General features: G+C 67.7%; 29 protein-coding genes. 16 read left to right on the top strand and 13 right to left on the bottom strand.

The genetic code is table 11. From position 1 onward, the window contains the following. Positions 1 to 147: 147 nt before the first annotated feature. Both AC07PA_RS26535 and AC07PA_RS26530 read right to left on the bottom strand, forming a co-directional pair. A complete protein-coding gene (locus AC07PA_RS26535; protein WP_494607800.1) occupies positions 148 to 654 on the bottom strand; it encodes a DUF3237 domain-containing protein in 507 nt (168 codons plus the stop codon). Between the two features lie 5 nt (positions 655 to 659). Beyond that, positions 660 to 1,052 carry a nuclear transport factor 2 family protein gene (locus AC07PA_RS26530; protein WP_494607802.1) on the bottom strand — a complete coding sequence of 131 codons (393 nt, stop codon included), beginning with the start codon at positions 1,050 to 1,052 and terminating at the stop codon, positions 660 to 662. Positions 1,053 to 1,197: 145 nt separating this feature from the next. Between AC07PA_RS26530 and AC07PA_RS26525 the strand changes: the two genes are divergently transcribed. The 6 genes from AC07PA_RS26525 (at position 1,198) to AC07PA_RS26500 (ending at position 7,760) form a co-directional block, all read left to right on the top strand. Further along, positions 1,198 to 1,740 (top strand): winged helix-turn-helix transcriptional regulator, encoded by a 543-nt coding sequence (locus tag AC07PA_RS26525; protein ID WP_494607804.1) that lies wholly within the window; start codon positions 1,198 to 1,200, stop codon positions 1,738 to 1,740. 114 nt (positions 1,741 to 1,854) lie between these two features. Then, positions 1,855 to 2,061, top strand: a complete 207-nt coding sequence (locus AC07PA_RS26520; protein ID WP_007848609.1) for a hypothetical protein — start codon at positions 1,855 to 1,857, stop codon at positions 2,059 to 2,061. A gap of 14 nt (positions 2,062 to 2,075) precedes the next feature. Beyond that, positions 2,076 to 2,306 (top strand): hypothetical protein, encoded by a 231-nt coding sequence (locus AC07PA_RS26515; protein ID WP_494607806.1) that lies wholly within the window; start codon positions 2,076 to 2,078, stop codon positions 2,304 to 2,306. 35 nt (positions 2,307 to 2,341) lie between these two features. Beyond that, positions 2,342 to 3,109, top strand: coding sequence for a hypothetical protein (locus AC07PA_RS26510; protein WP_494607808.1), 768 nt, complete (start codon positions 2,342 to 2,344; stop codon positions 3,107 to 3,109). 149 nt (positions 3,110 to 3,258) lie between these two features. After that, positions 3,259 to 5,496: an ATP-binding protein gene (locus tag AC07PA_RS26505; RefSeq protein WP_494607810.1), complete on the top strand. Its 2,238-nt coding sequence runs from the start codon at positions 3,259 to 3,261 to the stop codon at positions 5,494 to 5,496. Next, positions 5,493 to 7,760: a putative bifunctional diguanylate cyclase/phosphodiesterase gene (locus AC07PA_RS26500; RefSeq protein WP_494607812.1), complete on the top strand. Its 2,268-nt coding sequence runs from the start codon at positions 5,493 to 5,495 to the stop codon at positions 7,758 to 7,760. The genes AC07PA_RS26505 and AC07PA_RS26500 overlap by 4 nt, the downstream gene beginning before the upstream one ends. Before the next feature lie 114 nt (positions 7,761 to 7,874). Here AC07PA_RS26500 and AC07PA_RS26495 read toward each other — a convergent pair whose 3' ends face one another. Both AC07PA_RS26495 and AC07PA_RS26490 read right to left on the bottom strand, forming a co-directional pair. After that, the gene (locus AC07PA_RS26495) at positions 7,875 to 8,162 is read right to left on the bottom strand and encodes a hypothetical protein (RefSeq protein ID WP_145697908.1); all 288 of its coding nucleotides are present in this window, start codon (positions 8,160 to 8,162) and stop codon (positions 7,875 to 7,877) included. A gap of 43 nt (positions 8,163 to 8,205) precedes the next feature. Then, a complete protein-coding gene (locus AC07PA_RS26490; protein WP_007848592.1) occupies positions 8,206 to 8,334 on the bottom strand; it encodes a hypothetical protein in 129 nt (42 codons plus the stop codon). Between the two features lie 168 nt (positions 8,335 to 8,502). Between AC07PA_RS26490 and AC07PA_RS26485 the strand changes: the two genes are divergently transcribed. After that, complete coding sequence (locus AC07PA_RS26485; protein WP_494607814.1) at positions 8,503 to 9,921, top strand: aminotransferase-like domain-containing protein; 1,419 nt, start codon at positions 8,503 to 8,505, stop codon at positions 9,919 to 9,921. A 56-nt stretch (positions 9,922 to 9,977) separates the two neighbouring features. On the opposite strand, the gene AC07PA_RS26480 is transcribed toward AC07PA_RS26485, so the two are convergent. Beyond that, positions 9,978 to 10,895 (bottom strand): LysR family transcriptional regulator, encoded by a 918-nt coding sequence (locus AC07PA_RS26480; RefSeq protein ID WP_494607816.1) that lies wholly within the window; start codon positions 10,893 to 10,895, stop codon positions 9,978 to 9,980. Between the two features lie 261 nt (positions 10,896 to 11,156). On the opposite strand from AC07PA_RS26480, the gene AC07PA_RS26475 reads away from it, so the two are divergent. From AC07PA_RS26475 to AC07PA_RS26460, 4 genes are all read left to right on the top strand, one after another. Then, on the top strand, positions 11,157 to 12,284 hold the full coding sequence (locus AC07PA_RS26475) for an alkene reductase (RefSeq protein ID WP_494607818.1): 1,128 nt from the start codon (positions 11,157 to 11,159) through the stop codon (positions 12,282 to 12,284). Positions 12,285 to 12,337: 53 nt separating this feature from the next. After that, positions 12,338 to 13,357: a zinc-binding alcohol dehydrogenase family protein gene (locus AC07PA_RS26470; protein WP_494607820.1), complete on the top strand. Its 1,020-nt coding sequence runs from the start codon at positions 12,338 to 12,340 to the stop codon at positions 13,355 to 13,357. Then, positions 13,357 to 13,671: a putative quinol monooxygenase gene (locus AC07PA_RS26465; RefSeq protein WP_494607822.1), complete on the top strand. Its 315-nt coding sequence runs from the start codon at positions 13,357 to 13,359 to the stop codon at positions 13,669 to 13,671. The genes AC07PA_RS26470 and AC07PA_RS26465 overlap by 1 nt, the downstream gene beginning before the upstream one ends. A 262-nt stretch (positions 13,672 to 13,933) precedes the next feature. Then, complete coding sequence (locus tag AC07PA_RS26460) at positions 13,934 to 14,497, top strand: DUF1801 domain-containing protein (protein WP_494607824.1); 564 nt, start codon at positions 13,934 to 13,936, stop codon at positions 14,495 to 14,497. A gap of 130 nt (positions 14,498 to 14,627) precedes the next feature. On the opposite strand, the gene AC07PA_RS26455 is transcribed toward AC07PA_RS26460, so the two are convergent. The 4 genes from AC07PA_RS26455 to AC07PA_RS26440 are packed head-to-tail and all read right to left on the bottom strand — an operon-like array spanning position 14,628 to position 16,515. Beyond that, a complete protein-coding gene (locus AC07PA_RS26455; RefSeq protein ID WP_494607825.1) occupies positions 14,628 to 15,272 on the bottom strand; it encodes a DUF599 domain-containing protein in 645 nt (214 codons plus the stop codon). 15 nt (positions 15,273 to 15,287) lie between these two features. Continuing rightward, on the bottom strand, positions 15,288 to 15,734 hold the full coding sequence (locus AC07PA_RS26450; RefSeq protein WP_494607827.1) for a DUF6691 family protein: 447 nt from the start codon (positions 15,732 to 15,734) through the stop codon (positions 15,288 to 15,290). An 18-nt stretch (positions 15,735 to 15,752) separates the two neighbouring features. Next, complete coding sequence (locus AC07PA_RS26445; protein WP_494607829.1) at positions 15,753 to 16,184, bottom strand: YeeE/YedE family protein; 432 nt, start codon at positions 16,182 to 16,184, stop codon at positions 15,753 to 15,755. Further along, on the bottom strand, positions 16,174 to 16,515 hold the full coding sequence (locus AC07PA_RS26440; protein ID WP_007848567.1) for an ArsR/SmtB family transcription factor: 342 nt from the start codon (positions 16,513 to 16,515) through the stop codon (positions 16,174 to 16,176). The genes AC07PA_RS26445 and AC07PA_RS26440 overlap by 11 nt, the downstream gene beginning before the upstream one ends. 123 nt (positions 16,516 to 16,638) lie before the next feature. Between AC07PA_RS26440 and AC07PA_RS26435 the strand changes: the two genes are divergently transcribed. Together AC07PA_RS26435 and AC07PA_RS26430 are read left to right on the top strand one after the other, a co-directional pair. Further along, positions 16,639 to 17,517: an MBL fold metallo-hydrolase gene (locus tag AC07PA_RS26435; RefSeq protein ID WP_494607831.1), complete on the top strand. Its 879-nt coding sequence runs from the start codon at positions 16,639 to 16,641 to the stop codon at positions 17,515 to 17,517. 181 nt (positions 17,518 to 17,698) lie between these two features. Further along, positions 17,699 to 18,520 (top strand): universal stress protein, encoded by an 822-nt coding sequence (locus tag AC07PA_RS26430; protein ID WP_494607833.1) that lies wholly within the window; start codon positions 17,699 to 17,701, stop codon positions 18,518 to 18,520. 190 nt (positions 18,521 to 18,710) lie between these two features. On the opposite strand, the gene AC07PA_RS26425 is transcribed toward AC07PA_RS26430, so the two are convergent. Further along, positions 18,711 to 19,148, bottom strand: a complete 438-nt coding sequence (locus tag AC07PA_RS26425; RefSeq protein ID WP_007848561.1) for a universal stress protein — start codon at positions 19,146 to 19,148, stop codon at positions 18,711 to 18,713. Positions 19,149 to 19,427: 279 nt separating this feature from the next. Between AC07PA_RS26425 and AC07PA_RS26420 the strand changes: the two genes are divergently transcribed. After that, positions 19,428 to 20,699 (top strand): MgtC/SapB family protein, encoded by a 1,272-nt coding sequence (locus AC07PA_RS26420; RefSeq protein ID WP_007848557.1) that lies wholly within the window; start codon positions 19,428 to 19,430, stop codon positions 20,697 to 20,699. A 154-nt stretch (positions 20,700 to 20,853) separates the two neighbouring features. On the opposite strand, the gene AC07PA_RS26415 is transcribed toward AC07PA_RS26420, so the two are convergent. Then, the gene (locus AC07PA_RS26415; RefSeq protein WP_007848550.1) at positions 20,854 to 21,057 is read right to left on the bottom strand and encodes a YgaP family membrane protein; all 204 of its coding nucleotides are present in this window, start codon (positions 21,055 to 21,057) and stop codon (positions 20,854 to 20,856) included. Positions 21,058 to 21,263: 206 nt separating this feature from the next. Here AC07PA_RS26415 and AC07PA_RS26410 point away from each other — a divergent pair, with 206 nt between their 5' ends. Then, entirely contained in the window at positions 21,264 to 22,616 is a 1,353-nt protein-coding gene (locus tag AC07PA_RS26410) for an MBL fold metallo-hydrolase RNA specificity domain-containing protein (protein WP_494607837.1), read from the top strand. A gap of 96 nt (positions 22,617 to 22,712) precedes the next feature. Here AC07PA_RS26410 and AC07PA_RS26405 read toward each other — a convergent pair whose 3' ends face one another. Beyond that, positions 22,713 to 24,008: an HD-GYP domain-containing protein gene (locus AC07PA_RS26405; RefSeq protein WP_145697924.1), complete on the bottom strand. Its 1,296-nt coding sequence runs from the start codon at positions 24,006 to 24,008 to the stop codon at positions 22,713 to 22,715. A gap of 200 nt (positions 24,009 to 24,208) precedes the next feature. After that, on the bottom strand, positions 24,209 to 24,844 hold the full coding sequence (locus AC07PA_RS26400) for a TetR/AcrR family transcriptional regulator (RefSeq protein WP_145697925.1): 636 nt from the start codon (positions 24,842 to 24,844) through the stop codon (positions 24,209 to 24,211). Between the two features lie 88 nt (positions 24,845 to 24,932). Between AC07PA_RS26400 and AC07PA_RS26395 the strand changes: the two genes are divergently transcribed. After that, the gene (locus tag AC07PA_RS26395) at positions 24,933 to 25,994 is read left to right on the top strand and encodes a saccharopine dehydrogenase NADP-binding domain-containing protein (protein WP_494607840.1); all 1,062 of its coding nucleotides are present in this window, start codon (positions 24,933 to 24,935) and stop codon (positions 25,992 to 25,994) included. Positions 25,995 to 26,019 lie beyond the last annotated feature (25 nt).

Here is a 26,019-nt window from a genome sequence, read left to right as displayed (position 1 = left end):
GCGGGGACTCATTCCCCCCCCGCGGCGAACCCTTGCAGCGCTCTTTTGGCCCAATGGAGAATGGCTTGCAGCATGGCGGCGCTTCGTGGTTCCACAAGGGATTCAATCGGGGGGATGCGTGGGCTGCTCGTCGGGAGTCGGGCGGCTTCAAAGCACCTGGTAGATGCGAAAGTCGATCTGGCCTGCCGACAGCTCGTTGTAGCCCACGAGTACCAGCCCGTTGAGCCACAGGTAGCGCTCGTCCGATGTCTCGAACTTGGGCGTGGTTCGCAGGTAGGTCTCGCTGAACGCAAGGCGCTCTCCCTTGGCCAGCCGCGCCCGGCCGTCCGGCGGGAGCTTGGCGATGCCCTTGCTTTCAAAGGCGATGAGCGCACCGTCGTCGGTGCGCATGGCACCGCGCACGTCGAGCCGGCTGATGCCGTCGTTGCCGATCAGCACCCAGTCGACGCTGCCCGGCAAAAATTCGCCGCGCAGCTTCGGGCCATCAAGCCGGCCACCCTTGCCGATGTAGGGCACCACCGTGCCCCGTGGCGTGGGGATGGCACGGGGCGTCTCCAGGGCCACCCGCAGGTCGCACAGGTGCCGCACCGGCAGGGCGTCGAGCAGCGGCTGCTCGAAGAGGGGCTGGGGGGAGTTGAGGAGGGTGTTGTTCATGGGGTTCAGGCCATGGCCGCCTTGACCTGCGCAAAGTCGAAGAACGTGTCCTTGCGCGTGACCAGCCCGGTGCTGTCCACCTCGACGACGTCGAGCGCATGAAAACCCCGGCGCTCCTTGCCTGGGGGCTGAAAAGTCAGGGTCCAGTCCAGCGTCCAGTGCTGTTCGCCGAGCAGCAGGCGCCGGGTCTCCACGCCAAAGCCGGGGTAGCGCTCGAAGACCTCGGCGAACTCCTGCAGCAGCGCGGCATGGCCCTGGGCCTGTTCTCCGCGGCCATGCGCCTGGAAGCTCGAGTCCGGCGTGTGCAGCGCAACGATGGCCCGGGGATCGTGGGAGAGCCAGGCCTGGGCGTAGCGTTCGGCGATGGCAGCGAGATCGAGTTGGGTGGGTTCAGACATGAAAAAGCCTTTCGGTGTGGTGGTTGCGTGGTGTCGCCGCAATCCGGGCGGATTGCGCGGTGCGCGAGGCGGCTTGCAGATCGCCCTGCGCACACCGGTCACTATATCTATGATTTTCATAGTGACAAGGGGTACAATGCCCCCAATGACCAGGAAACCGACAAAACCGTTCACGGCGGACGAGGCGATTGGCCCCAGTTCCAGCCCTACCACCCTGTGCCCGATTGCGCGTGCGCAAGGCGTGGTCGGCGACCGCTGGACCGTGCTGGTGCTGCGCGAGCTGTTCCTCGGCAACCGCCGCTTCGAGGAGATCCAGGCGCAAACGCAGGCCACGCCGCAGATGGTGGCCAGCCGCCTCAAGAAGCTCGAATCGGACGGACTGATCGAGCGCCGGCCCTACAGCGAAAGGCCCCCGCGGCACGAGTACCACCTGACCGAGATGGGCATTGCCTTCCACCCCGTGTTCCTGGCACTTCGCGCCTGGGGCGAGACATGGTTCAAGTCCCGGGACGAAGAGGTCGCCATCCAGTACACCCACCTCCCCTGCGGGCAGGACCCCGGGCTGGGCCCCGACTGCCAGTCCTGCGGCAAGGTGATGCGCAGGGAGGAGCTTTCCGCGGCGCTGAGTGGCTCGTTCAAGGCAGAGCGCCAGGCGCGGCTGGACGCCTTCAAGGCCAGCCGGCCTTAGCGTGGCCACGGGCCATTGCCGCACCCGTTGCGGTGAGGCCGTCGCACCCCGGCCGCCGGTCCGAAGTGGGCTAGGATTCAGCGTCCGAGATCATCAAACCAAGGAGGAGGGTGCATGAAATTTCCAACAAGCATGGCGTTCCTGGCAGTGGCGGCCGTGCTGGCCCTGTCGGCATGCAGTTCGACCGACGTCGTGCGCGCGCCGGTCGAGGCCACCATCGGCCAGCAACTGATCGACCTGAAAAGTGCCTTCAACAACGGCGCATTGAGCAGCCGAGAGTACGACAGCCAGCGCCGCCGGCTGATCGACAGCGTGAAGTGAGTGAGAACAGCGCCATGAACAAGCACAACCACCATCGGATTGCCACCATCACCCTCGTCTGCGCATGCCTGGCATCGCTGGCCGGCTGCGTGAGCAGCAGCACCTCGCGCGTGACCGTGCAGGAGGGCGTCAAGTTCTCCAAGGGCCGCGAGCTCGACGACCTGGTAAAGGCCTACGACGCCCAGGCGGTGACGCGCAGCGAGTACGAGGAGCTGCGCCAGGTCATCATGAAGCGCCCCAACTGAGCCGCCATGGCGAAGGCGAGGGTAAGGGCGATGCCATGAAACCCCCGGTACCTCCAGGCCGGGCCCTTCGCGACCTGGCGCGGCACTCGCGCACCAGCGGGGCGCCAGGGTTTCTGCCTGAGCTGTGGCTGCTCGGGCCCATTGAGTACCAGTTGCACAAGACTCTGCGCAAGCTGGGGCTGCGCACGGGCAGGGACATCGCCAAGGTCAATATCTACGGGGTTGAACATCCGGCCGCCTGGAGCGGCGAGGTGTTCGATGGCTGCACTGATGTGGAGATCGCTGCCGACTGGAACGCCATTGCCATGCTGCCTGCCCCCGAGCGGGCGATGGCGGCCCATGCCGCCTTGGTGGCGGGGCTGCAGACCGTGCTGGATGCCTGCGGGGTGGAGCGCCATACCTACCTGCCGGCCTTACGGGCTTTGGCAGCCGATGGTTTTTGCCATGCAGTGAAGCTGGCCACGGTGAAGCAAGGCAGCGGCACATTGGCGCTGTGGCTGGAGTGGGATGGGGCGCTCGACCTGGCTCGGCTGGTGGTGCGCGGCAAGGCGGCCGCGCGCAAGGCTGCCACCGAGCAGTTGCTGGGCTGCGCCTGGCCTGACTTCGATGGCATCCGCCCGCAGGACGTGGCGGTGGACGAGCGCGGTGGCATCACCATCGAGGTGTTTGCGGGTTTCATGCAGCCGGACCGGCTGTTGAAGGGCCGCCCTTACATCGACATCCCTGGTGCGGTGAGGATGGCGGTTCCGGGGCGGGAGCGGATTTCGCTCAGCTTCACCCTGCCGCAGGCGGGGCCTGTATAGCCCATGGCCTGATCTGGTGGTAGCCAACCACACGCCAGCGTGCGCCGCCGACTGCCCTGAGGGGCCATCACCAATCTCTGCTGCGCAAAAGTAACAATTCGTTATACGATATCTCCAAACCGCCCGTCTCCACCGATCCAATTCCCGCCATGGGCACCGCCAGCGGGCCCCCCCGCACCCCTGAGGACGCCGCGCCCACCCTGCGGCTGCGGGTGTTGCTGCGCTTCGAGCCGGCGCAGGTCGAGCATGCGTTTGGCGAGCACTACCTGTCGTTCTACCACCGCTACGCCCAGGGCGCGTTGCTGCTGGGCCTGTTGCTGGTGCTGGGCGATTTCCTGGTCGACTGGATTGCCTACCCCACGGTGGCGGTCAATGCGCTGCGGCTGCAGGTGGCCGTGCCCATCCTGCTCGGGGGCCTGGCCTACACCTTCCTGCCGCAGGCGCGCCGGCACTGGCAGCCCGTGCTGGCCGGTTTCATCGTCGCGCTGTCGCTGTGCCTGTTCTGGATATTGCTGCGCATCGATGCGGCAGGCGGCGAGGGGCTGAACTCCTGGGTCGGCATCCTCAACTTCACCTTCCTGGAGTTCTACTGCTTCATCGTGCTGGGCCTGCAGTTCCGCTGGGCGCTGATGGCGGGCCTGGCCATCCTGGCGGCCTTTTGCGCCACGCTGTGGTGGCACCCCGGCCAGTCGCCGACCGAGGCGGCCTACTGGTCCTACCACGTGGTCACGCTGTTCCTGCTGGCGGTGGGGGTGGGCTGGTGGCGCGAGTTCATCGTGCGCAAGGACTATGCGGCCCAGTGGGCGCTGGAGCGTGCGCGCCTGGCGGCCGAGCAGCTGGCGCTGGTCAAAAGCGAGTTCCTGGCCACCATCAGCCATGAGATCCGCACGCCGCTCAATGGCGTGCTGGGCATGAACGAGCTGCTGCTCGGCAGCGGGCTGAGCCGCGAGCAGCGCGAGTGGGCCGGTGCGGTGCAGGCCTCGGGCCGGCACCTGCTGGCGCTGATCGACGATGTGCTGGACGTCTCGAAGATCGAGGCCGGGCAGCTACAGCTGGAGCAGGCCGGTGTCGACCTGCGGCGCGAGATCGGTGCGGCGCAGGCCATGTTCGTGCAGCCCGCGCTGGCCAAGGGCCTCAACCTGCAGGCGCAGGTGAAGTGGCAGATGCCCGAGTGCCAATTGGTGGGCGACGCGCTGCGCCTGCGACAGATCGTGGCCAACCTCATCGGCAACGCGATCAAGTTCACGGAACAGGGCAGCGTGAATGTGCAGGTGTGGGTGGCGCCCGCGCAGGTGGCCGGGCGCGCCCAGGTGGACATCGTGGTGCAGGACTCGGGCATCGGCATACCGGCCGAGGCGCAGGAGCGCATCTTCGAGCGCTTTGCCCAGGCCGATGGATCGACCACGCGCCGCTTTGGCGGCACCGGCCTGGGGCTGGCGATCTGCCGCGACCTGGCCCGGGCCATGGGGGGCGACATCGCCGTGCAAAGCCAGCCGGGCGCCGGCTCGCGCTTCACGGTGCAACTGGAGCTGCCAGTTGCCGGCGCATTGCCCGCGCGTACCGACAACGGTGGGGAGGGCGCTGCAGGCGCGGCTGCCGACGACGTGCCGCGCCTGCAAGGCACCGTGCTGCTGGTGGAGGACCACCCGGTCAACCGCGCCGTGGCGGCGGGCATGCTGCGCAAGCTGGGCCTGGCCTGGCGCGAGGCGCACGACGGCGCGCAGGCCATCGAGCAGGTGCGCGCACACGATTTCGACGCCGTGCTCATGGACTGCCAGATGCCCGTGGTGGACGGCTATGCCGCCAGCCGCGCGATACGCGGCCTGCCCGATGGGCGCGGCGCCAGCCTGCCCATCATCGCGCTCACGGCCAATGCCGGCGCCGACGATGCCGCCCGCTGCCGCGCCAGCGGGATGGACGGCTTCATCGCCAAGCCCTACGGCATTGGCACCCTGGCCGCGGCGCTGGCGCCCTGGCTGCAGGTGGTGCCGCAGGCGCTGCCCGAGGCGCCCGTGGTGCCTGCCGACGACCGCGCAGCCATCGACGCGCGCGCGGTCGAGACCCTGCTGTACCTGGACGAGCAGGGCGGCACGGGGCTGCTGCGCGAGGTGGTGACGGGTTTCCTCGACGCCGCGGCGCAGGGGCTGGCCGCCATGGAGCAGGCGCTGGCCGATGGCCAACTGCCCCATGCCGCGCGCATTGCCCATGGCCTCAAGTCCTCGGCCGCCCATGCCGGCGCGCTGGAGATGGCCGAAGGCATGCGCAGCGTCGAGCGCCATGCGCTCGCCGATGACGCCCATGGGGTGCGCCAGGGGCTGGCGCGCATGCACGATGCCCGCCGCCGCACCGTGGCAGCCCTGCATGCCGTGCTGGAGGCGCACCCATGAGCAAGGAGGCGCCGGCCCTGCCGGAAGAAGGGCTGCCGCCCGAACCGGGGCTGGTGGCGCTTGTCCGCGTGCTGATCGCCGACGACGATCCCGGCATGCGCGCCATGCTGCGGGCCGCCGTGCGCAAGCTTGGCTTCGAGCCCGTGCTGGCCGAGGACGGGGCTTCTGCGCTGCTCGCGTTCCGCCAATCGCCGTGCTCGCTGGTGCTGCTCGACGTGGAGATGCCAGGCCTCAACGGCTACGAGCTGTGCGGCATCCTGCGCCACGAGGCCGGTCCGTTCGTGCCCATCGTGCTGGTCACGGGCAACGACGACGTGGCATCGGTCGAGAACGCCTATGCCGCCGGCGCCACGGACTTCATCTCCAAGCCCGTGAACTGGCCCATCCTGGGCCACCGGCTGCGGCACCTGCTCAGGAACTTCGGCATCCAGCGCGACCTGCAGCTGGCGCAGGCGCGCAATGCGGCCATCCTCGATGCGCTGCCCGACCTGCTGTTCGAACTCGATGCCCAGGGCCGCTTCATCCAGTGCAATGCGCCCGCCAACGAGGAGCTGGCCACGCACTACCGCGCGCTGTTGGGCCGCACGGTCAGCGAGGCCCTCTCGCCCAAGCTGCGCGAGCTGGCCATGGCCGCTGCCGCCGAGGCGCGCACCCTGGGGCATGCCCGCCCACGTACCTACCGCCTGCACCTGCCCGCCGGAGAGCGCTGGTTTGAGCTGTCGGTGGCGCGCAAGGCGGCCGATGACAGCCTGGAGGGGCAGGGGGGGCCCACCTTCATTGCCCTGTCGCGCGACGTCACCGCGCGCAAGGACGCCGAGCGCCGCATCTCCGACCTGGCCGACTCGCTGCGCCAGGCCAATGCCGACCTGCGCCGGGCCAACGACCAGCTGCAGCGCCAGGCCTTCGAGGACCCGCTGAGCGGCCTGCCGAACCGCGCCCTGTTCAACCAACGCCTGGGCCAGGCGCTGCAGCGCATTGCCGCACAGGGCGGGGCCACGGGCATGGAGGCAGGGGCGGAGGCGGGGGTGCCCTGCGAGCTGGGCGTGATGTTCATCGACCTCGACGGCTTCAAGCCCATCAACGACAGCTTCGGCCATGCCGCGGGCGATGCCGTGCTCAAGGAGGTGGCGCGGCGCCTGGAGTCTGTGGTGCGGGGCGCCGACCTGCTGGCGCGGCTGGGTGGGGACGAGTTCGTGGCGCTGATCGAATCGCCCACGGCGGGCGAGGATGCCATGCGCGTGGGCAGCCGCATCATCGAGGTGTTGCGCCGCCCGTATGCCGTGGGCCGCCACCGGGTGTCGCTGTCGTGCTCCATCGGCGTGGTGCTGCACCCCCGGCAGGAGCCCTCGGGCGACCGCCTGCTGGCCTGCGCCGACGCGGCCATGTACGAGGCCAAGCGCGCCGGCGGCAGCTGCTGTGTGCTGTACGAGAAATCCATGTCCGACGACGGCCCCGAAGGGGTGCTGATGCGCCAGGCGCTGCGCGAGTCGCTGGAGCGCGGCGACCTGGTGCTGCACTACCAGCCCAAGGTGGACTGCACCGAGGGCCGGGTGCATGGCCTGGAGGCCCTGCTGCGCTGGGAGCACGAAAAATTCGGCCAGGTCAGCCCGGAGATCTTCATCCCGCTGGCCGAGCGCTACGGCCTCATCGGTGCCATCGGCAACTGGGTCATCGACACCGCCTGCGCCCAGCTGGCGCAATGGCAGGCGCTGGGGCTGCGCTGCCGTATCTCCGTCAACCTGTCACCCCACCAGCTGCGCCAGCCCGACCTGGTGGAGCGCATCGGCCAGGCCCTGGCGGCGCACGGGCTGCGCCCCGCGCAGCTGTCGTGCGAGATCACCGAGTCGACCATGATGGAGCACTCCGCGCAGGAGCGCGCCATGCTCGAGCGCATTGCGGCCATGGGGGTGCGGCTGTCCATCGACGACTTCGGCACCGGCTACTCGTCGCTGGCGCAGCTGCGCCACATCCCTGCACGGCAGCTCAAGATCGACCGCAGCTTCGTCACCGACCTGGCCAGCAGCGAGCAGGCGCGCCATGTGGTGCAGGCCGTGATACAGCTGGCCCACGGCCTGGGCATGGAGGTCGTCGCCGAAGGGGTGGAAACGCAGGCGCAGATGGACGTGCTGGGCGCGCAGGGCTGCGACCTGGTGCAGGGCTTTCACATCGCGCGGCCCATGCCAGCGGCGGACGTGCCCGGCTGGATGCGCGACCGCGAGCACACGCCCAGCCTGTGGAGCCCGCTGGCGGGCCCGGCCGGCTGAACGCCTGTCCATTTGGCCTGGCTCATGCAGCCAGGGCAGCCGCACATTGCGGCCCAGGTCCGACGGGGCCGAGAGCCGCAGGCTGCGCGTGGAACGCACGCCAGCGCTGTGCTGCTATGGCCGAAACCGGTGCTTGAGTGCGGCCATGGTGGCGTAGCTGCCTCGGACCCAGCCGAGGACTTCCTCGCCCTGGCGTGTGAATTCGATGGTCTCCCCGCCCGGGCGGGTGGTGATGGGCACGTCGTAGTAGCTTTCGAGAAAATCCAGCGCCTGCAACAGGCGCTCCCGGCCGAGGCCGGTGATCTGCTCCGCCTCGGGCCAGCGCACGCCCGAATGCAGGCTGCCGATGGCATTGGCAGCGTCGAGCAGCGGCACCAGGTCCGCAAGCGGCGGGGCGGGCATCATCGCGGGCCGTTCGGCGCGTGCTTGCGGTCCGCCGGTGGCGTCATTTCTCGTTGTCCCTGTCCTGCTTGTCCTTCTTCGCCTGGTCGTGGTGCCACTTGATGGCGAAGAACATGCCGGTGCCGAACACCAGCACCTTGAACGTGATGAAGACGATGGGGACCCAATCCATGTGCGTATTTCCTGGTTTCCTGGCTGTCGTTGGTCGAACAGCCCTTGCTTGTATGGACAATTGCAAGGAAATATCCCGATAGAAGTTGGAAATTTCCATGCATGTTGTTATTGTATGGATATTTTCTGGATTTGTCTTGAGAAAAACAATACAAAGGAGCCATACAAAATGGAGAGCGCCCGCAAGCTCAAGAACCCCAACCGGGCATGGATCCGCCCCTTGAACGCGCAAGGAGGGGGCGCCCGCTACCAGCAGATCGTGCAGCAGATCGTCACCGCGGTGGACGACCTGGTGCTGCGCCCGGGCGACCGCCTGCCGCCGCAGCGGGAGCTGGCCACGGCACTGGGCGTGGACCTCACGACCGTGACCCGCGCCTACTCGGAGGTGCGGGCGCTGGGCCTGCTGGAGGCGCAGGGTGCGGGGGGCTCCTACATCAGGCGCAAGGCATCGGGCCCGGACACGACGACGGTCGACCTGGGCATGAACATCCCGCCGCTGCTGGACGGCCCCTTCTTTGCCCAGCTGATGCGTGCCGGGATCGCGCAGGCGCAGGAACGCATGGGCAGCGGCGACCTGATGGGCTACCACGTGGGCGCCGGCGCGCCGGTGGACCGGCAGGCGGCCGCAGCATGGCTCCAGCCCATGCTGGGGGCGGTGGACCCGGGGCGCATCGTCATCTGCCCCGGGGGGCAATCGGCCTTGTGTGCGCTGTTGCTCACCTGCTCGCACCCCGGCGACGGCGTGCTCACCGAAGCGCTGACCTACCCGGGTCTGCTGGCCGCGGCGCAGGCGCTGGAGCGGGCTATCGTTGCGGTGGCTGCCGATGCCGAGGGCATGTCGCCTGATGCGCTGGAGGACGCCTGTGCCCGTGGCGGTGCGCGCGTCCTGTACCTCAACCCCACCATCCACAACCCGACCACGCGCACACTGTCGGCCGAGCGCCGCGCCGCATTGCATGCGGTGGCAAGCCGGCATGGGCTGGTCATCATCGAGGACGACCCGTACTGGCTCATCGCCGGCGATGCCCCGGCCCCGGTGGCGGCACACTCGGGCGGACGGCACAGCGCTCCCGTCTACTACATCTCCACCCTGTCCAAGTGCCTGGCGCCCGGCCTGCGGACGGCCTTCATCGCTCTGCCGCACGGGGCGGCGATCACCCCGGTGCTGGATGCCCTGCGCTCCATCAGCCTCATGCCGGTGTCGTGGATGACAGCGGTGGCGACCCATGCCATCGAGAGCGGCATGGCGCACGAGATGCTCAAGCGGGTGCGCCACGAGCTGGCGCAGCGGCAGCGCCTGGCGGGCCGCTTGCTGCCCCGGGGCGTGCAGTGCCACCCGCATGGCCTGCACCTGTGGCTGCAGCTGCCGCCACAGGCCGACCCGTACCGGCTGATCCAGACCGCGCAGCAGCGTGGCGTGGGCGTTACCGATGCCGATGCCTTCCGTGCGGACGAGGCCGTGCACAAGGCCATGCGCATCTCGCTCGGCGGGGCCATGGGCCAGGAGCAACTGCGCGGGGCGCTCGAAAAGCTCTCGGCCATCCTGCAGGAGGAGCATCGCCCGGCCAGGGCAACGGGCATCGTGTAGGGACACCTGCGCCAATCCATACAAATTGATGGTTTGTATGGAAATCGCTGGACTGCTCAACGGCCCTCGGTTACTCCCAGCGCCGCCGTGCGCGCCGCCACGAAATCCCGCAGCGCCCGCACCAGCGGCGTGAGCTGGCGGCGGCTGGGCACCACCAGGAACAGGGGCGTGGGCTCGGTCGACCAGCCCGGGCACAACGCCAGCAGCCGGTCTGAGGCCAGGTCGGCCGCGACGTCGAGCCCGGCCTTGTAGGCGATGCCCTTGCCCAGCAGGGCCCAGCGGCGCACGGCATCGCCGTCGTTCGATACGTTGACGCTGCGCACGCGCACGGTGACCTCGGCGCCGCCGTCGCCCGGAGTAAAACGCCAGCGGTCGTGCACCTCGTCACCCAGCATGAAGCACAGGCAGTCGTGCCCGGTGAGTTCGTGCGGCGTGGCCGGTGCACCGTGCCGTGCGAGGTAGGCGGGCGATGCGCACAGCACGCGGCGCACGCCGGGCGCCAGGGGCAGGGCGACCAGGCTCGAGTCGGGCGGCTTGCCATAGCGAAAGGCCGCATCCACCGGGTCGCTGTAGACATTGGCCACGCGGTCCGACAGTTGCAGGCGGATGTCCACCTCGGGGTGCTGCTCCTGGAACTCGTGCAGCCAGGGCAGCAGTACATTGCGCCCCAGGTCCGACGGGGCCGACAGCTGCAGCACGCCGCGCAGCGCCTGCCCGCCCGCGACCAGTTGCTGGCCGGCCTGCTGCAGCGCGGCCAGCGCCGGGCGGCATTGCTCGAGGAACAGCTCGCCCTGCTGCGTGAGCCGCAGGCTGCGCGTGGAGCGCACGAAGAGCTGCGCGCCCAGCTCGGCCTCCAGGCGCTTCAGGGCGGCGCTGGTGGCAGCGGGCGTGAGGTCCAGCGCGCGCGCCGTGGCCGACAGGCTGCCGTTGTCGGCCGTGCGCACAAAGATGTCCAGGTCTTGCAGAGCTTTCATGGCTCCCCCCTGAGTCGCTTCGCGCCTTCCCCCCAGGGGGACGCCCCCAGCGCGGCGGGGCGGCCCTTGCGCGGGGGCACTGGGGTTCGGCGCGCCGGTTTCATAGGGATTGGGAATTGGAGTACGGGTGAATGCGTGATCTTCAATATTTTATTGAAAGTGGCTTCAATGCATGGGTGGTTTTTCAATCAACACGAAATGAAGACCATAGCGGCATGCAAACGGCAAACCGCCGCCGACCCCTACCTGGAGCCACCCCGCATGACCGCCACTTCTTCGTCCCCCTTGTTCCGCCCCCTGCAGCTGGGCCCGCTGGCCCTGCCCAGCCGCATCGTCATGGCGCCCATGACGCGCGCCCGCAGCAGCCAGCCGGGCGACGTGCCCAACGCGCTGATGGCGCAGTACTATGCCCAGCGCGCCAGCGCCGGCCTGATCGTGAGCGAGGCCACGCAGATCTCGCGCCAGGGCCAGGGCTACAGCTTCACGCCCGGCATCTACAGCGATGCACAGGTGGACGGCTGGCGCCGCGTGGCCGATGCCGTGCATGCCGAAGGCGGGCGCATGGTGCTGCAGCTGTGGCATGTGGGCCGCATGTCGCACGCCAGCTTCCATGCCGACGGGCTGCCCGTGGCGCCCTCGGCCATCGCGCCGCAGGCGCAGGTGTGGGTGGCGGGCGATGACGGCGTGGGCCGCATGGTCGACAGCCCGGTGCCGCGCGCGCTGAGCGTGCCGGACATCACGGCCGTGGTCGGCGATTTCCGCCGCGCGGCGGCCAATGCCATGCGCGCCGGCTTCGACGGCGTGGAAATCCATGGCGCCAATGGCTACCTGGTGGACCAGTTCCTGCGCACAACCTCGAACCAGCGCACCGATGCCTACACCGGCGCCACGCTGGAAGGGCGCACGCGCTTTGCGCTGGAGGTGGCCGCCGCCGTGGCCAGCGAAGCCGGCGCTGAGCGCACGGGCATGCGGCTGGCGCCCTTCATCACCCAGCGTGGCATGGACTGCCCCGAGATCATTCCCACCATCCTGCATCTGGCGCGCCAGCTCGACGCCACGGGCCTGGCCTACCTGCACCTGGTGGAGGCCGACTGGGCCGATGCGCCGCAGATCCCCGACACCTTCCGCACCGCACTGCGCCAGACCTACCAGGGCCGGCTGATCGTGGCCGGCGGGTACGAAGCCGCGCGCGCCAGCCAGGTGCTCAGCGATGGCTTTGCCGACCTGGTGGCCTTTGGCCGCCCCTTCATCGCCAACCCCGATCTGCCGCGCCGGCTCGCGGATGGCCTGCCGCTGGCTGCCTTCGATGCCAAGGCGCTGTTCGGCGGTGCTGCGCAAGGCTACAGCGACTACGCACCGTACGAGGCGGCCGCCGAGGCCATAGCCTGAACCCCCCTTGAAGTCGATTTTGTTGTTTACTCTTCCTTGAAAGGACCCTCTCCATGAAAGCCGTTGGATACCAGAAGCCCCAGCCCATCGCCAATGCCGAGTCGCTGCTCGACATCACCCTGCCCGAACCCGTGGCCACGGGCCATGACCTGCTGGTGGAGGTCAAGGCCATCTCCGTGAACCCGGTGGACACCAAGGTGCGCAGCAGCGGCGCCCCGGCCGAAGGCCAGCCCTGGAAGGTGCTCGGCTGGGACGCCAGCGGCATCGTGAAGGCGGTAGGCCCGGATGTGACGCTCTTTAAGCCAGGTGACCGCGTGTGGTACGCCGGCTCCATCGCCCGCCCCGGCACCAATGCCGAGCTGCATCTGGTGGACGAGCGCATCGTGGGCCATGCGCCCAAGACGCTCGACTTTGCCCAGGCTGCCGCGCTGCCGCTCACGGCCATCACCGCGTGGGAGATGCTGTTCGACCGCCTGGGGGTGCAGCCCGGCAAGAAGCCCGAAGGCAAGTCGCTGCTGATCATCGGCGCATCGGGTGGTGTCGGCTCCATCCTCACGCAACTGGCCTCGCGCCTGACCAGCCTCACGGTGATCGGCACCGCATCGCGCCCCGAAACCCAGGCCTGGGTGAAGGAGCTGGGCGCCCACCACGTCATCGACCACAGCCAGCCGCTGGCACAGGAGCTCAAGGCCATCGGCTTCCCCACGGTGGACTACATCGTCAGCCTGACGCAGACCGACGCCCACCTCGCGCAGATCATCGAGGCCATCGCCCCGCAAGGAAAGTTCGGCCTCATCGACGACCCCAAGGCGCTGGACGTGATGCCCTTCAAGCGCAAGTCCGTCTCCATCCACTGGGAGCTGATGTTCACCCGCTCGCTGTTCGGCACCGCCGACATGGTCGGCCAGCACCACCTGCTCAACGAGGTGGCCGCCCTGGTCGACGCCGGCCTGGTGCGCACCACCCTGGCCGAGCGCTTTGGCAGCATCAACGCCGAGAACCTGAAGAAGGCGCATGCGCTGCTCGAATCGGGCAAGGCGCGTGGCAAGGTGGTGCTGGAGGGGTGGGCGTGATGGCGGCGCAACCACAGCCAACCCCACCCCTCGTCAGCCTGGCTGTTCTGCACGCCAAGGCGAATCAGCACGACCCACTGCGCGCAGCCCTGAAGGCCATGGTGCCACTGACCCGCCAGGAGCCCGGCTGCCTCGACTACACCCTGTTCGAGCAGGTCGATGCACCGGGTACTTTCTACATGCGCGAATCGTTCGCTGACCGGGCGGCACTGGATGCACACATCGCCACGCCGTATTTCCAGGCGTTCGCCAAGCGCTTCGACGAACTGCTGGATCGGCCGCTGCAGCTGATCTTTCTGGCCGAGGTGGCCTGAGCGCTGCGCTCGACCTGGGTCGGATTGCTCCGTACGGGGAAGGGGCCTGGCGCAACTTCACAAAGGGCTGGTACCCTTCGCACTCTTTTTATAGGCAGGCAATCACCCATAGGGGTGGCTGACCTGCCATTCACAGGGAGTGAATACCATGGCCACCAGCAAGCCAGAGACGAAGCCGCCTGCGCGCAAGGCAACTGCAAAAGCAGCCGCAGCGGCGAAGTCTTCGCCTTCCACAACGACCAAAGCGCCCACCAAGGCGCCCGTGAAGAAGGCCCCATCCCCCACGAAGAGCAAGACGGCGGCCTTGGCCAAGCCGGCACCCGCAGCCACCCGCAGCGTGGCTGCCCCGGCCAGGACGCCGGCTGCCGTGGCCAAGAAGGCCGCCGTGCCTGCCAAAAGGCGGCCCGCCGCCGCCCCGGCGGCCAAGCCCGTGCTGCTGTCCGGCGACAACCCCCAGATCGCCAAGGCCGACGGCGATGCACCCGTGCAGGCCTACATCGCCGCCATCCCCGACGACTGGCGCCGCGGCCTGTGCGCCCGGCTCGACGCACTGGTCGAGGCCAACGTGCCCCAGGTCACCAAGGCCGTGCGCTGGAACTCACCCTTCTACGGCATCGCGGGGCAGGGCTGGTTCCTGGGCTACCACGTGTTCGCCAAGTTCATCAAGGTGAGCTTCTTCAAGGGCGCATCGCTGAACCCCGCGCCCGAAGGCGGCTCGGGCGAGGATGCGCGCTGGATCAACGTGCACGAAGGCGGGCTGGACGAGGCGCAGATGGTGGCGTGGATCCGGCAGGCTGCGGCGCTGCCTGGGTGGGGCAAGAACTGATGTCGGTGCAGCCTGGGCGCTGCAGTGGCGCGAAGGGTCCCTGCGTCGGTGCGCGATGGCGCGCATGGCATGGCTTGTCGCCGGAGTCCGCCCGAGAGTTAGCGAGCTTTTTGCCCTCGTAGTACGCCCCTCATTCCCGGGCCGAAAACCGGTCGAAGCGCAGCAGTGCTGCCACCACCAGCAGCGCCCCCGCCACGCCTGCCAGCGGATGCAGCACAAAGGCCACTACCGGTACCAGCAGCATCAGCTGCCGCAGGCCCCAGCTGTAGAGCAGGCCGGCCTTGCGCACGTAGGCGGCGCCAGCGGCGGACCAGCGCTGGCGCTGGGGCGCGCCCACGGGCATGCCGCCGATGAAGCCCGCATGGTTGTAATAGCGCACGGCCATGACCGACGCCACGAGCGAGGCGAACAGCAGGCACAGCAGCACCAGCTCCATCGCCAGTCGCGGTGTGACATGCGGCCAGGCGGCGGTGGCAGCTTCGCCCAGTGTGGCGTGCAGCGTGGGGGCGGTGAGCGACAGCGCGCCCATGAGGCCCAGCACCGCGGAGGACGCTGTCATGGTGGCCGACATCAGCGAGTTGCGCAGCGTCTGCACGGCCAGGATCTCGGAGCCTGGCTGCGCCGAAATGGCGGCAAACCAGTCTTCGCGCAACGAGGCATGGGCCGTGCGTGCCAGCCGCCCGGGGGTGCGCCGCTGCGCCACGGCCAGCCAGGCCTCGTACGCTGCAATGGTGCCCAGGGTGGCGATGGCGGCAAGCCAGGGGCTGGTGGTCATGGCGTTCACGCCCGCTCAAGCCGCCTGGGGTGCGTTGCGCGCCCGTTTGCGCCCCTCCAGCCATTCGAAGACGCCCATGCCCGCCAACATGGCCAGCACGAACACCACGGCCTTGGGCTCGCCTGCGCCCAGCGACACGATGGCCGGCCCGGGGCAAAAGCCCGCGATGCCCCAACCCGCACCGAACAGCAGGCTGCCCAGCACCAGGCGCCGGTCGATGTGCCGTGCGGTGGGCAACTGCATGGCGCCGCCCAGCACGCTGGTGCTGCGCCTGCGGGCCACGGCGAAAGCCAGCAGGCCCACCATGATGGCGCCACCCATCACGAAGGCGAGCGAAGGGTCCCACAGGCCGGCCAGGTCGAGAAAGCCGAGTACCTTGCCCGGGTCGGTCATGCCCGAGATGATGAGGCCCAGTCCAAAGACCAGGCCGATGCCGAATTCGGAAATGCGTTGGAGCTTCATGGATCGGTCCTTCTGTGATCAGGCCAGTGCGTGGCGGATGAGGTAGACGGTGGCAAAGCCCGCGCCCATGAAGGCCAGCGTGGCCACCAGTGAGCGCGGCGACAGGCGCGAGATGCCGCACACGCCGTGGCCGCTGGTGCAGCCCGAGCCATAGCGCGTGCCCACGCCCACCAGCAGCCCGGCCAGCACCACCATGCCCCAGCTGGCGTCGATGCGCACCTCCGTCATGCCCACTGCCAGCCGGTAGAGCAGGGGCGCGGCCAGCAGGCCCAGCACAAAGGCCACGCGCCACGCAGCATCCTTGCTGCGTGGGTGCAGCAGCCCGCCCAGGATGCCGCTGATGCCCAGGATGCGGCCATGCAGCAGCACGAAGGCCGCAGCCGCCAGGCCCAGGACCAGGCCGCCCGCAAGGGCCGCCCAGGGGGTGAAATGGTTCCAGTCAATCTGCATGGGGTGCCTCCTTGGGTGCGCAGAATTGTTCGAACAGGGTCTGCATGACGGCCAGCGCCTGGGGGCTGGCGATCTGGTAATGGATGTGCTTGCCGTCGCGGCGGGTGGTCACCAGACCTTCGTCGCGCAGCACACCCAGTTGCTGCGACAGCGTGGGCTGGGCGATGCCTACCAACGCCTCCAGCTCGCCCACGCGCTTTTCTCCCTCTGTGAGCTGGCATAGCAGCAGCAGCCGGTCGGGGTTGGACAGCGCCTTCATCAGCCGGCAAGCGCTGTCGGCCGAGCGGCGCAGGCTTTCCAGGTCCATGGGGGGGATGGTTTGGGCCTGCATGGGGGCTCCATTGGTTGCGGGTTGCGGGTCATTGGATCAATGTCCTGGCCGATAGTTTATTGACAAACAAAATATCTGTCAATAAACTATAAATATCTTAATTGATGGCGCAAGGATACCCCCATGCAACCGCAAGACCCCGCACAACCCCAGGTTCAGGCCTTCTTCGACCCCGCCACCTGGACCGTGACCTACGTGGTCTTCGACCACCCGGGCGGGCATTGCGCCATCGTCGACCCGGTGCTCGACTACGACCCCAAGGCCGGCCGCACCCGCACCGCATCGGCCGGCAAGGTGGTCGACTTCGTGCGCGCGCAGCGCCTCACGGTGCAGTGGATTCTGGAAACCCATGCCCATGCCGACCACCTCACGGCCGCGCACCACCTGCGCGAGGTGCTGGGCGGGCAGATCGCCATTGGCGCCGCCATCACCCAGGTGCAGGAGGTGTTCAAGGGCATCTTCCACCTGGAGCCGGGCTTTCATGCCGACGGTGCGCAGTTCGACCACCTGTTCGCCGATGGCGAGGCGTTCCGCATCGGCAGCCTGCACGCGCAGGCCCTGGCGGTGCCGGGCCACACCCCGGCCTGCATGGCCTACCAGGTGGGCGACGCCGTGTTCGTGGGCGACACCCTGTTCATGCCCGATGTGGGCACGGCGCGTTGCGACTTTCCGGGCGGCAACGCGCACACGCTGTACCAGTCCATCCGCCGGCTGCTGGCCCTGCCGCCCGAGACGCGCCTGTTCATGTGCCACGACTACCCGCCCGCCGGCCGCGAGCCCGCCTGGCAGACCACGGTGGCCGCGCAGCGCGCGCACAACATCCACGTGCACGACGGCGTGGGCGAGGATGAATTCGCCGCCATGCGCATGCGCCGCGACGCCACGCTGGAGATGCCGGTGCTGATCCTGCCCTCGGTGCAGGTCAACATCCGCGCTGGCGACCTGCCGCCCAAGGACGACAACGGCGTGGCTTACCTGCGCATACCGCTCAATGCCTTGTAGATCGAGATGCCGATGCTGCAGCCGGCTTTGATGGGATGGCCTCCAGTATCGTGCCCTCGGAAAAGGGCGGCCGCCAGCCTTGTTTGGAATGCGGGGCATGATCCGGAGCTGATGCAGATCAAGGGTGATTGAGCGAGGCCGTATACCGTGGCTGTACCTGGTCAATTCCTGAAGGGTAGCCATGCAAAACATGAAGTCAATTCTGCTGCACGTTGATAGCTCCGCAAAGGCCGGCGAGCGCATCGGAGTGGCGAGACATCTGGCCGAAAAGTTCGATGCATCTGTGATCGCACAGCCATGCATGCTTTCCGCCGTGATGCTGTATCCGTACGCTCTCGGGGGCGCTACTGCAGTCCTCAAGCATGCACATGAATCCGACGATGACTGCTTGCGTAAAGCGCGCAGGCTATTCGATGAGTTTGGTCAAAATTCAGCCAGAATGCGCTGGGCGGAACCTTTGCCCGAAGGACCATGGGGTTTTGCCAGGAGGGCACTCTATGTCGACCTTTTGGTCATGGGGCAGCGTGAAGAAGATGATCCTGCGGCTGGCCTGCTGCCCTCGGATTTTCTGCCAAGTGTCCTGGTTGAGTCGGGACGGCCTGCATTGATCTTGCCTCGGGTGGGACGCGTCGACTCTGTGGGAGATTCCGTGGTGGTTGCCTGGAAGGAAACGCCGCAAGCCTCTCGCGCACTTGCCGCCTCCCTGCCTTGGTTACAGCACGCCAAGCACGTGCTGGTCGTTACCGGCAGCGCATCGGAGCAAACCAGGAATCCGTTCTTGGCCGGCTATCTTCAAGCCCATGGCATCAAAGCGAATTACCGTGACATCCAAGGTGGCGATGGCGAAGTTGGTGAAAGCATTCTCTCTTCGTGTGCTGACGTGGGTGCAGACCTTCTCGTCATGGGGTGTTATGGACATAGTCGATCTCGCGAATGGATCATGGGGGGCGCCACCAGATCCGTATTGAACGCGATGACATTGCCCGTATTGATGGCCCACTGATACCTTGTCGGCACCACAGTTGGGTCGCCGGCCTTCCAAGCGATGGAGTGCCCCAAGAAGCGAATTTGCTTGGACCGTGTCAGCCTGCCGGCTCACAGCTCTTTCATTGATGGTTGAAGGGCCGCATGCGCAATGGCCTGCTTGTCAGCGGGCGTCTGCCGCATGAGGAGAATCGCCTGGTGCGGACGCTCTATTCGTCGCCGCGAACGACGAGGACAGGGACCGGGGCCGTCCGCATAATCTGCTCGGCACCGCTTCCCAGCAGAACCCTTCCCAGGCCCTTGCGGCCGTGGGTCCCCAAAACAATCAGGTCTGCCCTCCATTCACGGGCCTGGATGGCTACTGTCTCGCCGAGCCGGACCCCGGGAATCTCGGCCAAGATGGAGTCTGCGTCTATCCCGGCAGAACCGGCGATGGCCATCGCATCCGCCAGTAGCTTGTGCGCGTGGGCCCGCGCAATCGGAATCAGGTCGATGCTGTAGTCATAGCCGGATATCAATGCGAGGTCATCGATTGCGTGCATGAGTCGCACTACAGCACCGCATTCCCGCGCCAACCCAAGTGCGGTGACGAGTGCCTTGTTGGAGGTCTGGCTTCCATCGACGGGAACGAGTATGCGCTTGAACATGGGGTCCTCCTTGGGGTGAGAGCCCCATCATGGATGGACCAGTGCGCGCATCCATTGACCTCGGTCATCCTTGGGGGATACAGCTGGTTGTTTTTCCATCGGGGTGCTCGGTGTCGCTGGGGCAGGGGAGCCGCGCGGCGGCGATGCGCTGTTTCTTGATCCTTATCAAGTTCCTCCGGCGCGTGGCTCGCGAAGATGATTGATATCCTGCACGCGCGGCCCCTGGCCTTGAAGGATGTGTGCTGTTGCGCGTTTCATGGCAATCAAGAAAGGTGTCCGATGGATTCCAGTGCCAGCAGCCAGGCAGCGGTGCTCCCGGCCCTTGGTCTGGCCGTGGCGCTGGGTGTCGGCCTGCTCATCGGCACCGAGCGCGAACGGCGCAAGGGGCAAGGCGACGACCGCGACGTGGCGGGTGTGCGCAGCTTTGCCGTTGCGGCGGTCTGCGGGGCGTTGGCGCAAAGCCTGCCGGTGCCGGGCCTGGTGGTGGTGGGCGCGCTGCTTGTCGCCGTGTTGGTGGCGATTGCCTACTTCAAAAGCCGTACCAAAGACCCGGGTGTGACCACGGAGATGGCCCTGTTCGCGACCTATCTTATCGGTGTGCAAGCTGCCATCGCGCCGGCGCTGGGCGCCGCCTGTGGGGCGGGTCTGGCTGCGCTGCTGGCGGCGCGCAGCCACCTGCACCGGTTCGCGACCGAGCTGCTCAGCGAGCAGGAGTTGCATGACGGATTGCTCCTGGTTGCCCTGGCGCTGATCCTCTTGCCGCTGGTTCCAACTCGTCCGATGGACATCCTGGGCGGCATCAATCCCCGCCCGCTGGCCGCAATGGTGCTGCTGATCCTGGCGATGCAGGCTGGCGGCCAGGTCGCGCTGCGCAGGCTGGGGCCGCGCGGCGGGCCGCTGCTGGCAGGCCTCGTGTCGGGCTTTGTCTCCAGCACGGCGTGCATTGCGTCGCTGGGCAGCCGGGCCCGTACCCAGCCACAGCAGTTGTCGGTCCTGGCAGGGAGCGGCGCGGTCTCGGCGTCCGCCACCTGGCTGCAGGCGTTGATGCTGTCGGCGGCGCTCTCGCCCGGTGCCGCGTGGGCGCTGCTGCCCAGCGCGTTTGCCGGGGCGGTGGGGGCGGCTGCCTTCGGCGCAGCGCTTGTCCGCCATGCCGCGGTGACCCCTCCCGAGGCGCTGCCGGACCGCAAGGGCTCGGCCTTGCGCCCCCGCGAGGCCATTCTGGTCGCGCTGGTACTTGCCGGGGTGACCTTGCTGGTGGGAAACGCCCAGCGCCATCTGGGCGACACGGCCGGCAGCATCGGCGTGGCGCTGGCGGCGCTGCTCGATCCCCACGCCTCCATCGCCGCGCTGGCCGCGCTGCATGCCGCCGGCCGTGTGTCAGCCGATCACTGGATCGCAGGCGTGCTGGTGGCCATCGCTGCCAACACGTTGACGCGTTGCGTGGTGGCCGCCGTAGCGGGTGGCAAATGGTTCGCCGCACGCATCGCGGGGGCCCTGGCGTGCAGCCTGGCCCTCGCATCGCTCACGGCGTGGTGGACCGTGTTGGGGTGATTCAATGTTCAACCTGCCAGTCCCTCGATGGCGCCTGGTCAATCGAAGGTGATCCACGCCACGAACATCCGTACCACCAGCCATAGTGCGGCCGCCGCGCACACCAGGCCCAGTGCGCCAATGATCCATAGACGGGGAGTCATGGTGTGGCCCATTATGGCTTTTGGCGCTTGAAGGTGCTGAAGTCGATCAGGGAGTAGATCGGGCAGGTTCCCATGACGCCTGTGACAAGCAGCACGAAACCGATGTAACCCCAGGGGCCAATGGCTCCCATGGCCGCCAGGCTGATCAGCAGCACACCCGCAGCCAGCCTCGTGGCCCGGTCCCAAACCCCGACATTGCTTTGAAGAAATGGCATGGCAACTCCTTGATGGACATGGCCCATGGTGCGCGTCCTGGCCCCGTTCCCATTGAGGCAGATCAATCACGGGAGCAATCCAGGGCCCGTCTTCCATTGACCCAGGTCAATGGTGTCGAGGGCCAACGGGCCTAAGGTGTGGGCACGGCAGGGCTTGGGCGTGCGTCGTCCAAAGCCGCGGACCACCACGCAGAGCGGAGACAAGCATGCGCATCGACTTTCTGGGCGGAACCGGAACCGTCACCGGTTCGAAATACCTGCTGACCCACCATGGGCGCCGGCTGTTGGTCGACTGCGGCCTTTTCCAGGGGCTCAAGCAACTGAGGCTTCACAACTGGGATCCGTTGCCGGTGGACGCTGCCAGCATCGATGCCGTTTTGCTCACCCATGCGCACCTGGACCACAGTGGCTATGTGCCGCGGTTGGTGAAATCAGGATTTCGCGGAAAGGTGTATTGCACAGCGGCCACGCGCGAGCTTTGCCGATTGCTGCTGCCCGATTCGGGTTGGCTGCAGGAAGAGGACGCAGAGTATGCCAATCGCCATGGTCACTCCAGACACAAGCCTTCGCTGCCGCTGTATACCCAGGAGGACGCCCGTGCTGCACTCGAGGCGTTTGAGGAGATCCCCTTCGGTAACGAATGCTCGCCCTGGAACGGCTGGTCTTGGCGGCTGCAGCGTGCGGGTCACATCCTCGGGGCCGCCAGCGCGCGCATCGCCTGGGAAGGAGGGAGTCTGCTGTTTTCGGGCGATGTGGGGCGAAGCGATGACCTCCTCATGCGGCCGCCGCAAACCGTCGAAAAGGCAGACTACTTGGTGGTCGAGTCCACCTACGGCAACCGCCAGCATCCCGACGAGGATGGGCTCGTCGAGCTCGCCTGCGTCATCAACCGCACGGCAGCCCGGGGCGGCATCGTTGTCGCACCCGCATTTGCCGTGGGTCGGGCGCAGACCTTGATCCATGCCATCCAGTTGCTCAAGGCAGCGCGGCGCATTCCGGACCTTCCGGTCTACCTCAACAGCCCGATGGCAGCGGACGTCACCGGCCTGTACAAGAACCATTCGGACGAACATCGGTTGGGGGCAATCGAGTGCGAGGCGATGAGCGTGCAGACGACCATCGTCAACACGGTAGAGGAGTCACGCCGGCTCAACAGCCTGAGCTATCCCTCCATCATCGTTTCCGCCAGCGGCATGGCCACCGGCGGCAGGGTGCTGCACCACCTGAAAGCCTATGCACCAGACCGAAAGAACTCGATCCTTTTTGCGGGTTTCCAGGCCGCGGGGACCCGGGGCCAGGCCCTGGTAGACGGCGCAGACGCCATCAAGATCCATGGTGCGTACGTGAAGGTACGGGCGGGGGTGGCCAACCTGCAACAGTTTTCTGCGCACGCGGACCGCCGCCAACTGCTCGACTGGCTTGGTGTGCAGCATTCACCGCGCCGCGTCTTTGTGACCCACGGAGAGCCTGTGGCTGCTGATGCGATGCGCTTGGCCATCGAGGAGACCTACGGCTGGAATTGCACCGTACCCGAGTACCGGCAGTCGTTCGAGCTTTGACTGGTCAAGATCGGATGCAGCCCCACGGGCATGCCAATATTTCAGATCCTCTGGGTGCTGGATGGGCGGCGCGGCGGGCCACGGTCTTCGTCCGTTTCAGCGAGCGGGCAAGGGGAGGCCCGACCAGAGCTCATGGAGGTCCGGAAACTTCCATTGGTCCGGGTCCTCGCGGGCCACGATCTTCTCTGTGCATTGCGGGTCGGCCAGATCGATGACCGCTGGCGGAATGCGCATGTCCGACTTGGTCGAAAAGAAGACCTTCACCTTGGGCGAAGTCAGCGACTGCTGGCCCTGCTCGGTTACCACGCCGATGCGCCCGGAGGTCAGCCGCACCAGCGAGCCCACAGGGTAGATGCCGATGCTCTTGACGAACGCCTGGAAGAGGCGTGGGTCAAAATGCCCCTTGGTCCACTCGGCCATGCGGCGCAGCGACTCCGCCGGGTCCCAGCCGCGCTTGTAGGGGCGGTCGGAAGTGATGGCGTCGTACACATCGCAGATGGCCGTCATGCGCGCGATCAGGGTGATCTGCTCGCCCTTGAGTTTATCGGGGTAGCCCGAGCCATCCACCTTCTCGTGGTGGTGGCGGCAGGCATCAAGCACCGCATCTTCCACGCTGCCGCCTTCCTGCAGCATGAGGTAGCCCCGCACGGGGTGGCTCTGCACCACGGCAAACTCCTCATCCGTGAGCTTGCCCGGCTTGTTGAGCACGGTCAGCGGTATGGCCGCCTTGCCCAGGTCGTGCAGCAGCCCGGCCATGCCGGCCACGCGCCTGTGCTCCTCGTTGAGGTTGATCTGCCTGGCCAGTGCCACCATCAACGCGCAAACCGCCACCGAGTGCATGTAGGTGTAGTCGTCCGCTGTCTTCAGGCGGGCCAGGCTGATCAGGGCGCCCGGGTTGCGGGTGACCGAATCCGAAATTTCTTCGACCAGGCTGCGGGCGCTCTCCGCGTTGACCGCCTTGCCCATGCGCGCCTCGCTGAACATGGAGACCATGGCCTGCTTGGCCTCGCCGCAGATCGAGGCGGCTGCCTGCAGTTCGCTGTGCATGCTGGCGGCAACCCGGCCACGCGCGCGCCGTGGAGCAGGGGGAGGCGAGGGCGGAGAGGGGGGATCCACCTGCAGGGGCGGCAGCTTGTCAAGCATGCCGAAGTCGGTCTCCACCTGGAAGTCGGCCTCCTCGCGCGATACGGAGCGCACACCGGCCGCCACGTCCAGGCCCTTGGTGGTATCGATCCAGACCTCTTTGATGGACGCGGCCTTGATGCGCGCAAGGTCCTTGGGCTCTTTCAAGACGAACTTCGCCCGCCAGAATGGGTGGTCCATCCAGGAGCCGCAGAAATCATGCACATACATGCCCAAGGTAAGGTGCTGGATGCTGATGCGCTTGAGCATGGGTGTGTCCTGTGGCGGCCAAGTGCCTGGGAGCGGCAACCGGGGCCGAGGCTGTCGCCAGTCCATTCTTGTCCATCGGCGGGCTGGCAACAAGCGGGCGATTGCCACTGTGGCAAAACTCCCATGCAGCGACCCCAGGCAGCCGGTGCGCTGGCCCTGCCGCGCTCCATGCGGCGTGCCCGATATGGTGCAATGGGGACTCAGCCTGCCGCTTCGACCAGCGCGCGCCCTGCAGCCCGCAGCACCTTGCCCGCACTATCGCCCAGCAGCAGCGAGCCGCTGCTGAACGCGCCATCGACCAGCAGGGAGAGCTGCGAGGCCGTGACCTCGGGCTTCTTCAGCCCCATGCGCTTGCACAGGGCGGCCAGGCGCCGCTTTTGCTCCAGCCGGTGCGCGGCCGATATGGCGCGCGCCGGGTGGGCCGGGTCGGCAAACTCCGCCGCCACGTTGAGCTGCGGGCAGCCGCGGTAGCCGGGGCGGGCCACACGCTCGCCCACCCAGGCGAGCAGGGCGTCGAGCTCGGCCGCCGCATCCGGGGCATGCGTATTGGCGGCCTCGTCCCATTGCTGCCAGAACTCCCTGTCCTCGCGTTCCAGGAAGGCGGCTACGAGGTCGTCCTTGGTGCGGTAGTAGCGGTACAGGCTGGTCTTGGCGATCTGTGCGCGCTCGATGATCAGGTCGATCCCCACGGCGCGCACGCCCTCGGCATAGAACAGCTGGCAGGCCGTGTCGAGGATGCGCTGCTGCACGTCGCCCGCCGGCGCTGGCGGTGCCGCGGCGGGGGCGGCGGCTGGCGTACTGGCTGCGGTGGTCTTGCGGGCGGCGGTAGGGCTCATGCCGGCATTGTCCCATATTCCGTGTTGACACGATACAGACCTGTATGTAGCATCGCGCTACCTTCAACAAAACGTACAGGTCTGTATCGTGGCTGCAAACACCTCCCTCCCTTCCTCTTCTTCTTCACACGCGTCTGCCCGCCCTGTGCTGGTCTACGGCGCCGCCGGGCACACCGGGCGCTTCGTGGTGCAGGCGCTGCGCGAACAAGGCCATGCCGCGCTGCTGGCCGGGCGCGATCTGGGCAAGCTGCAGGCCGCCTTCCCCGATGCGCCGGCGGACCAGCTGCGCGTGCAGGGGCTCGACGGCGATGCCGCTGCCCTCGCGGCCCTGCTGGCCGAAAGTGCGCTGGTGGTGAATTGCGCCGGCCCCTTTGCCGACAGTGCGCCCCAGCTGCTGCAGGCCGCGCTGCAGGCTGGCGTGCACTATGTGGACGTGTCGGCCGAGCAGCCCACGGCGCGCGAGGTCTTCGGGCAGTGGGGCGAGCGCTTCAGCGCCTCCGGTCTGTGCGCTGCACCGGCCGTGGCCTTCTACGGCGCCGTGGGCGACCTGCTGGCCACCAGCGTCCTCGGTGACTGGCCCGATGCCGATGCCATCGAGGTGCACATCGCCCTGGACAGCTGGCACCCCACCGAGGGCACGCGCAAGACCGGCGTGCGCAATGCGGGCCGGCACTTGGTGTATGCCCATGGCCAGTTCCAGGCGCCGCCCGCCGTGGCACCGCGCAAGACCTGGGCCTTTGCCGCGCCGTTCGGCGAGCAGGGCGTGGTGGGCTTTTCCAGCGCCGATGCCGTCACCATCGCCCACCACATCCGCGTGCCCGACGTGCCGGCCTGGATGAACGAGACCCCGCTTACCGAGCTGCGCGCCGCCGATACGCCTCCACCCGTGGCGGTGGACGCATCGGGCCGCTCGGCCCAGCGCTTCCTGGTCGAGGTGGTGGCGCGCCGCGGCGGCGAAGCGCGCCGCGCCAGCGCCAGCGGGCAGGACATCTACGCCATCACTGGGCCCTTGGCCGCGCAGGCGGTGGGGCGCATCCTGGCCGCGGGTGGGGGGCTGACCGGGGCCCTGTCGGCGGGCCAGTTGGGCGATGCGCGGTCATTTTTGCAGGCGCTGGCGCCAAAGTACCTGCAGCTCGATTTCGGGGGGTGACGGGGCGGGGGCCGCGCCGGCATCC

It is taken from the genome of Acidovorax sp. GW821-FHT09B03, assembly GCF_059418305.1.
The sequence above is the reverse complement of the archived record's forward strand: the minus strand, read 5'-3'. Positions and strand labels throughout refer to the sequence as shown.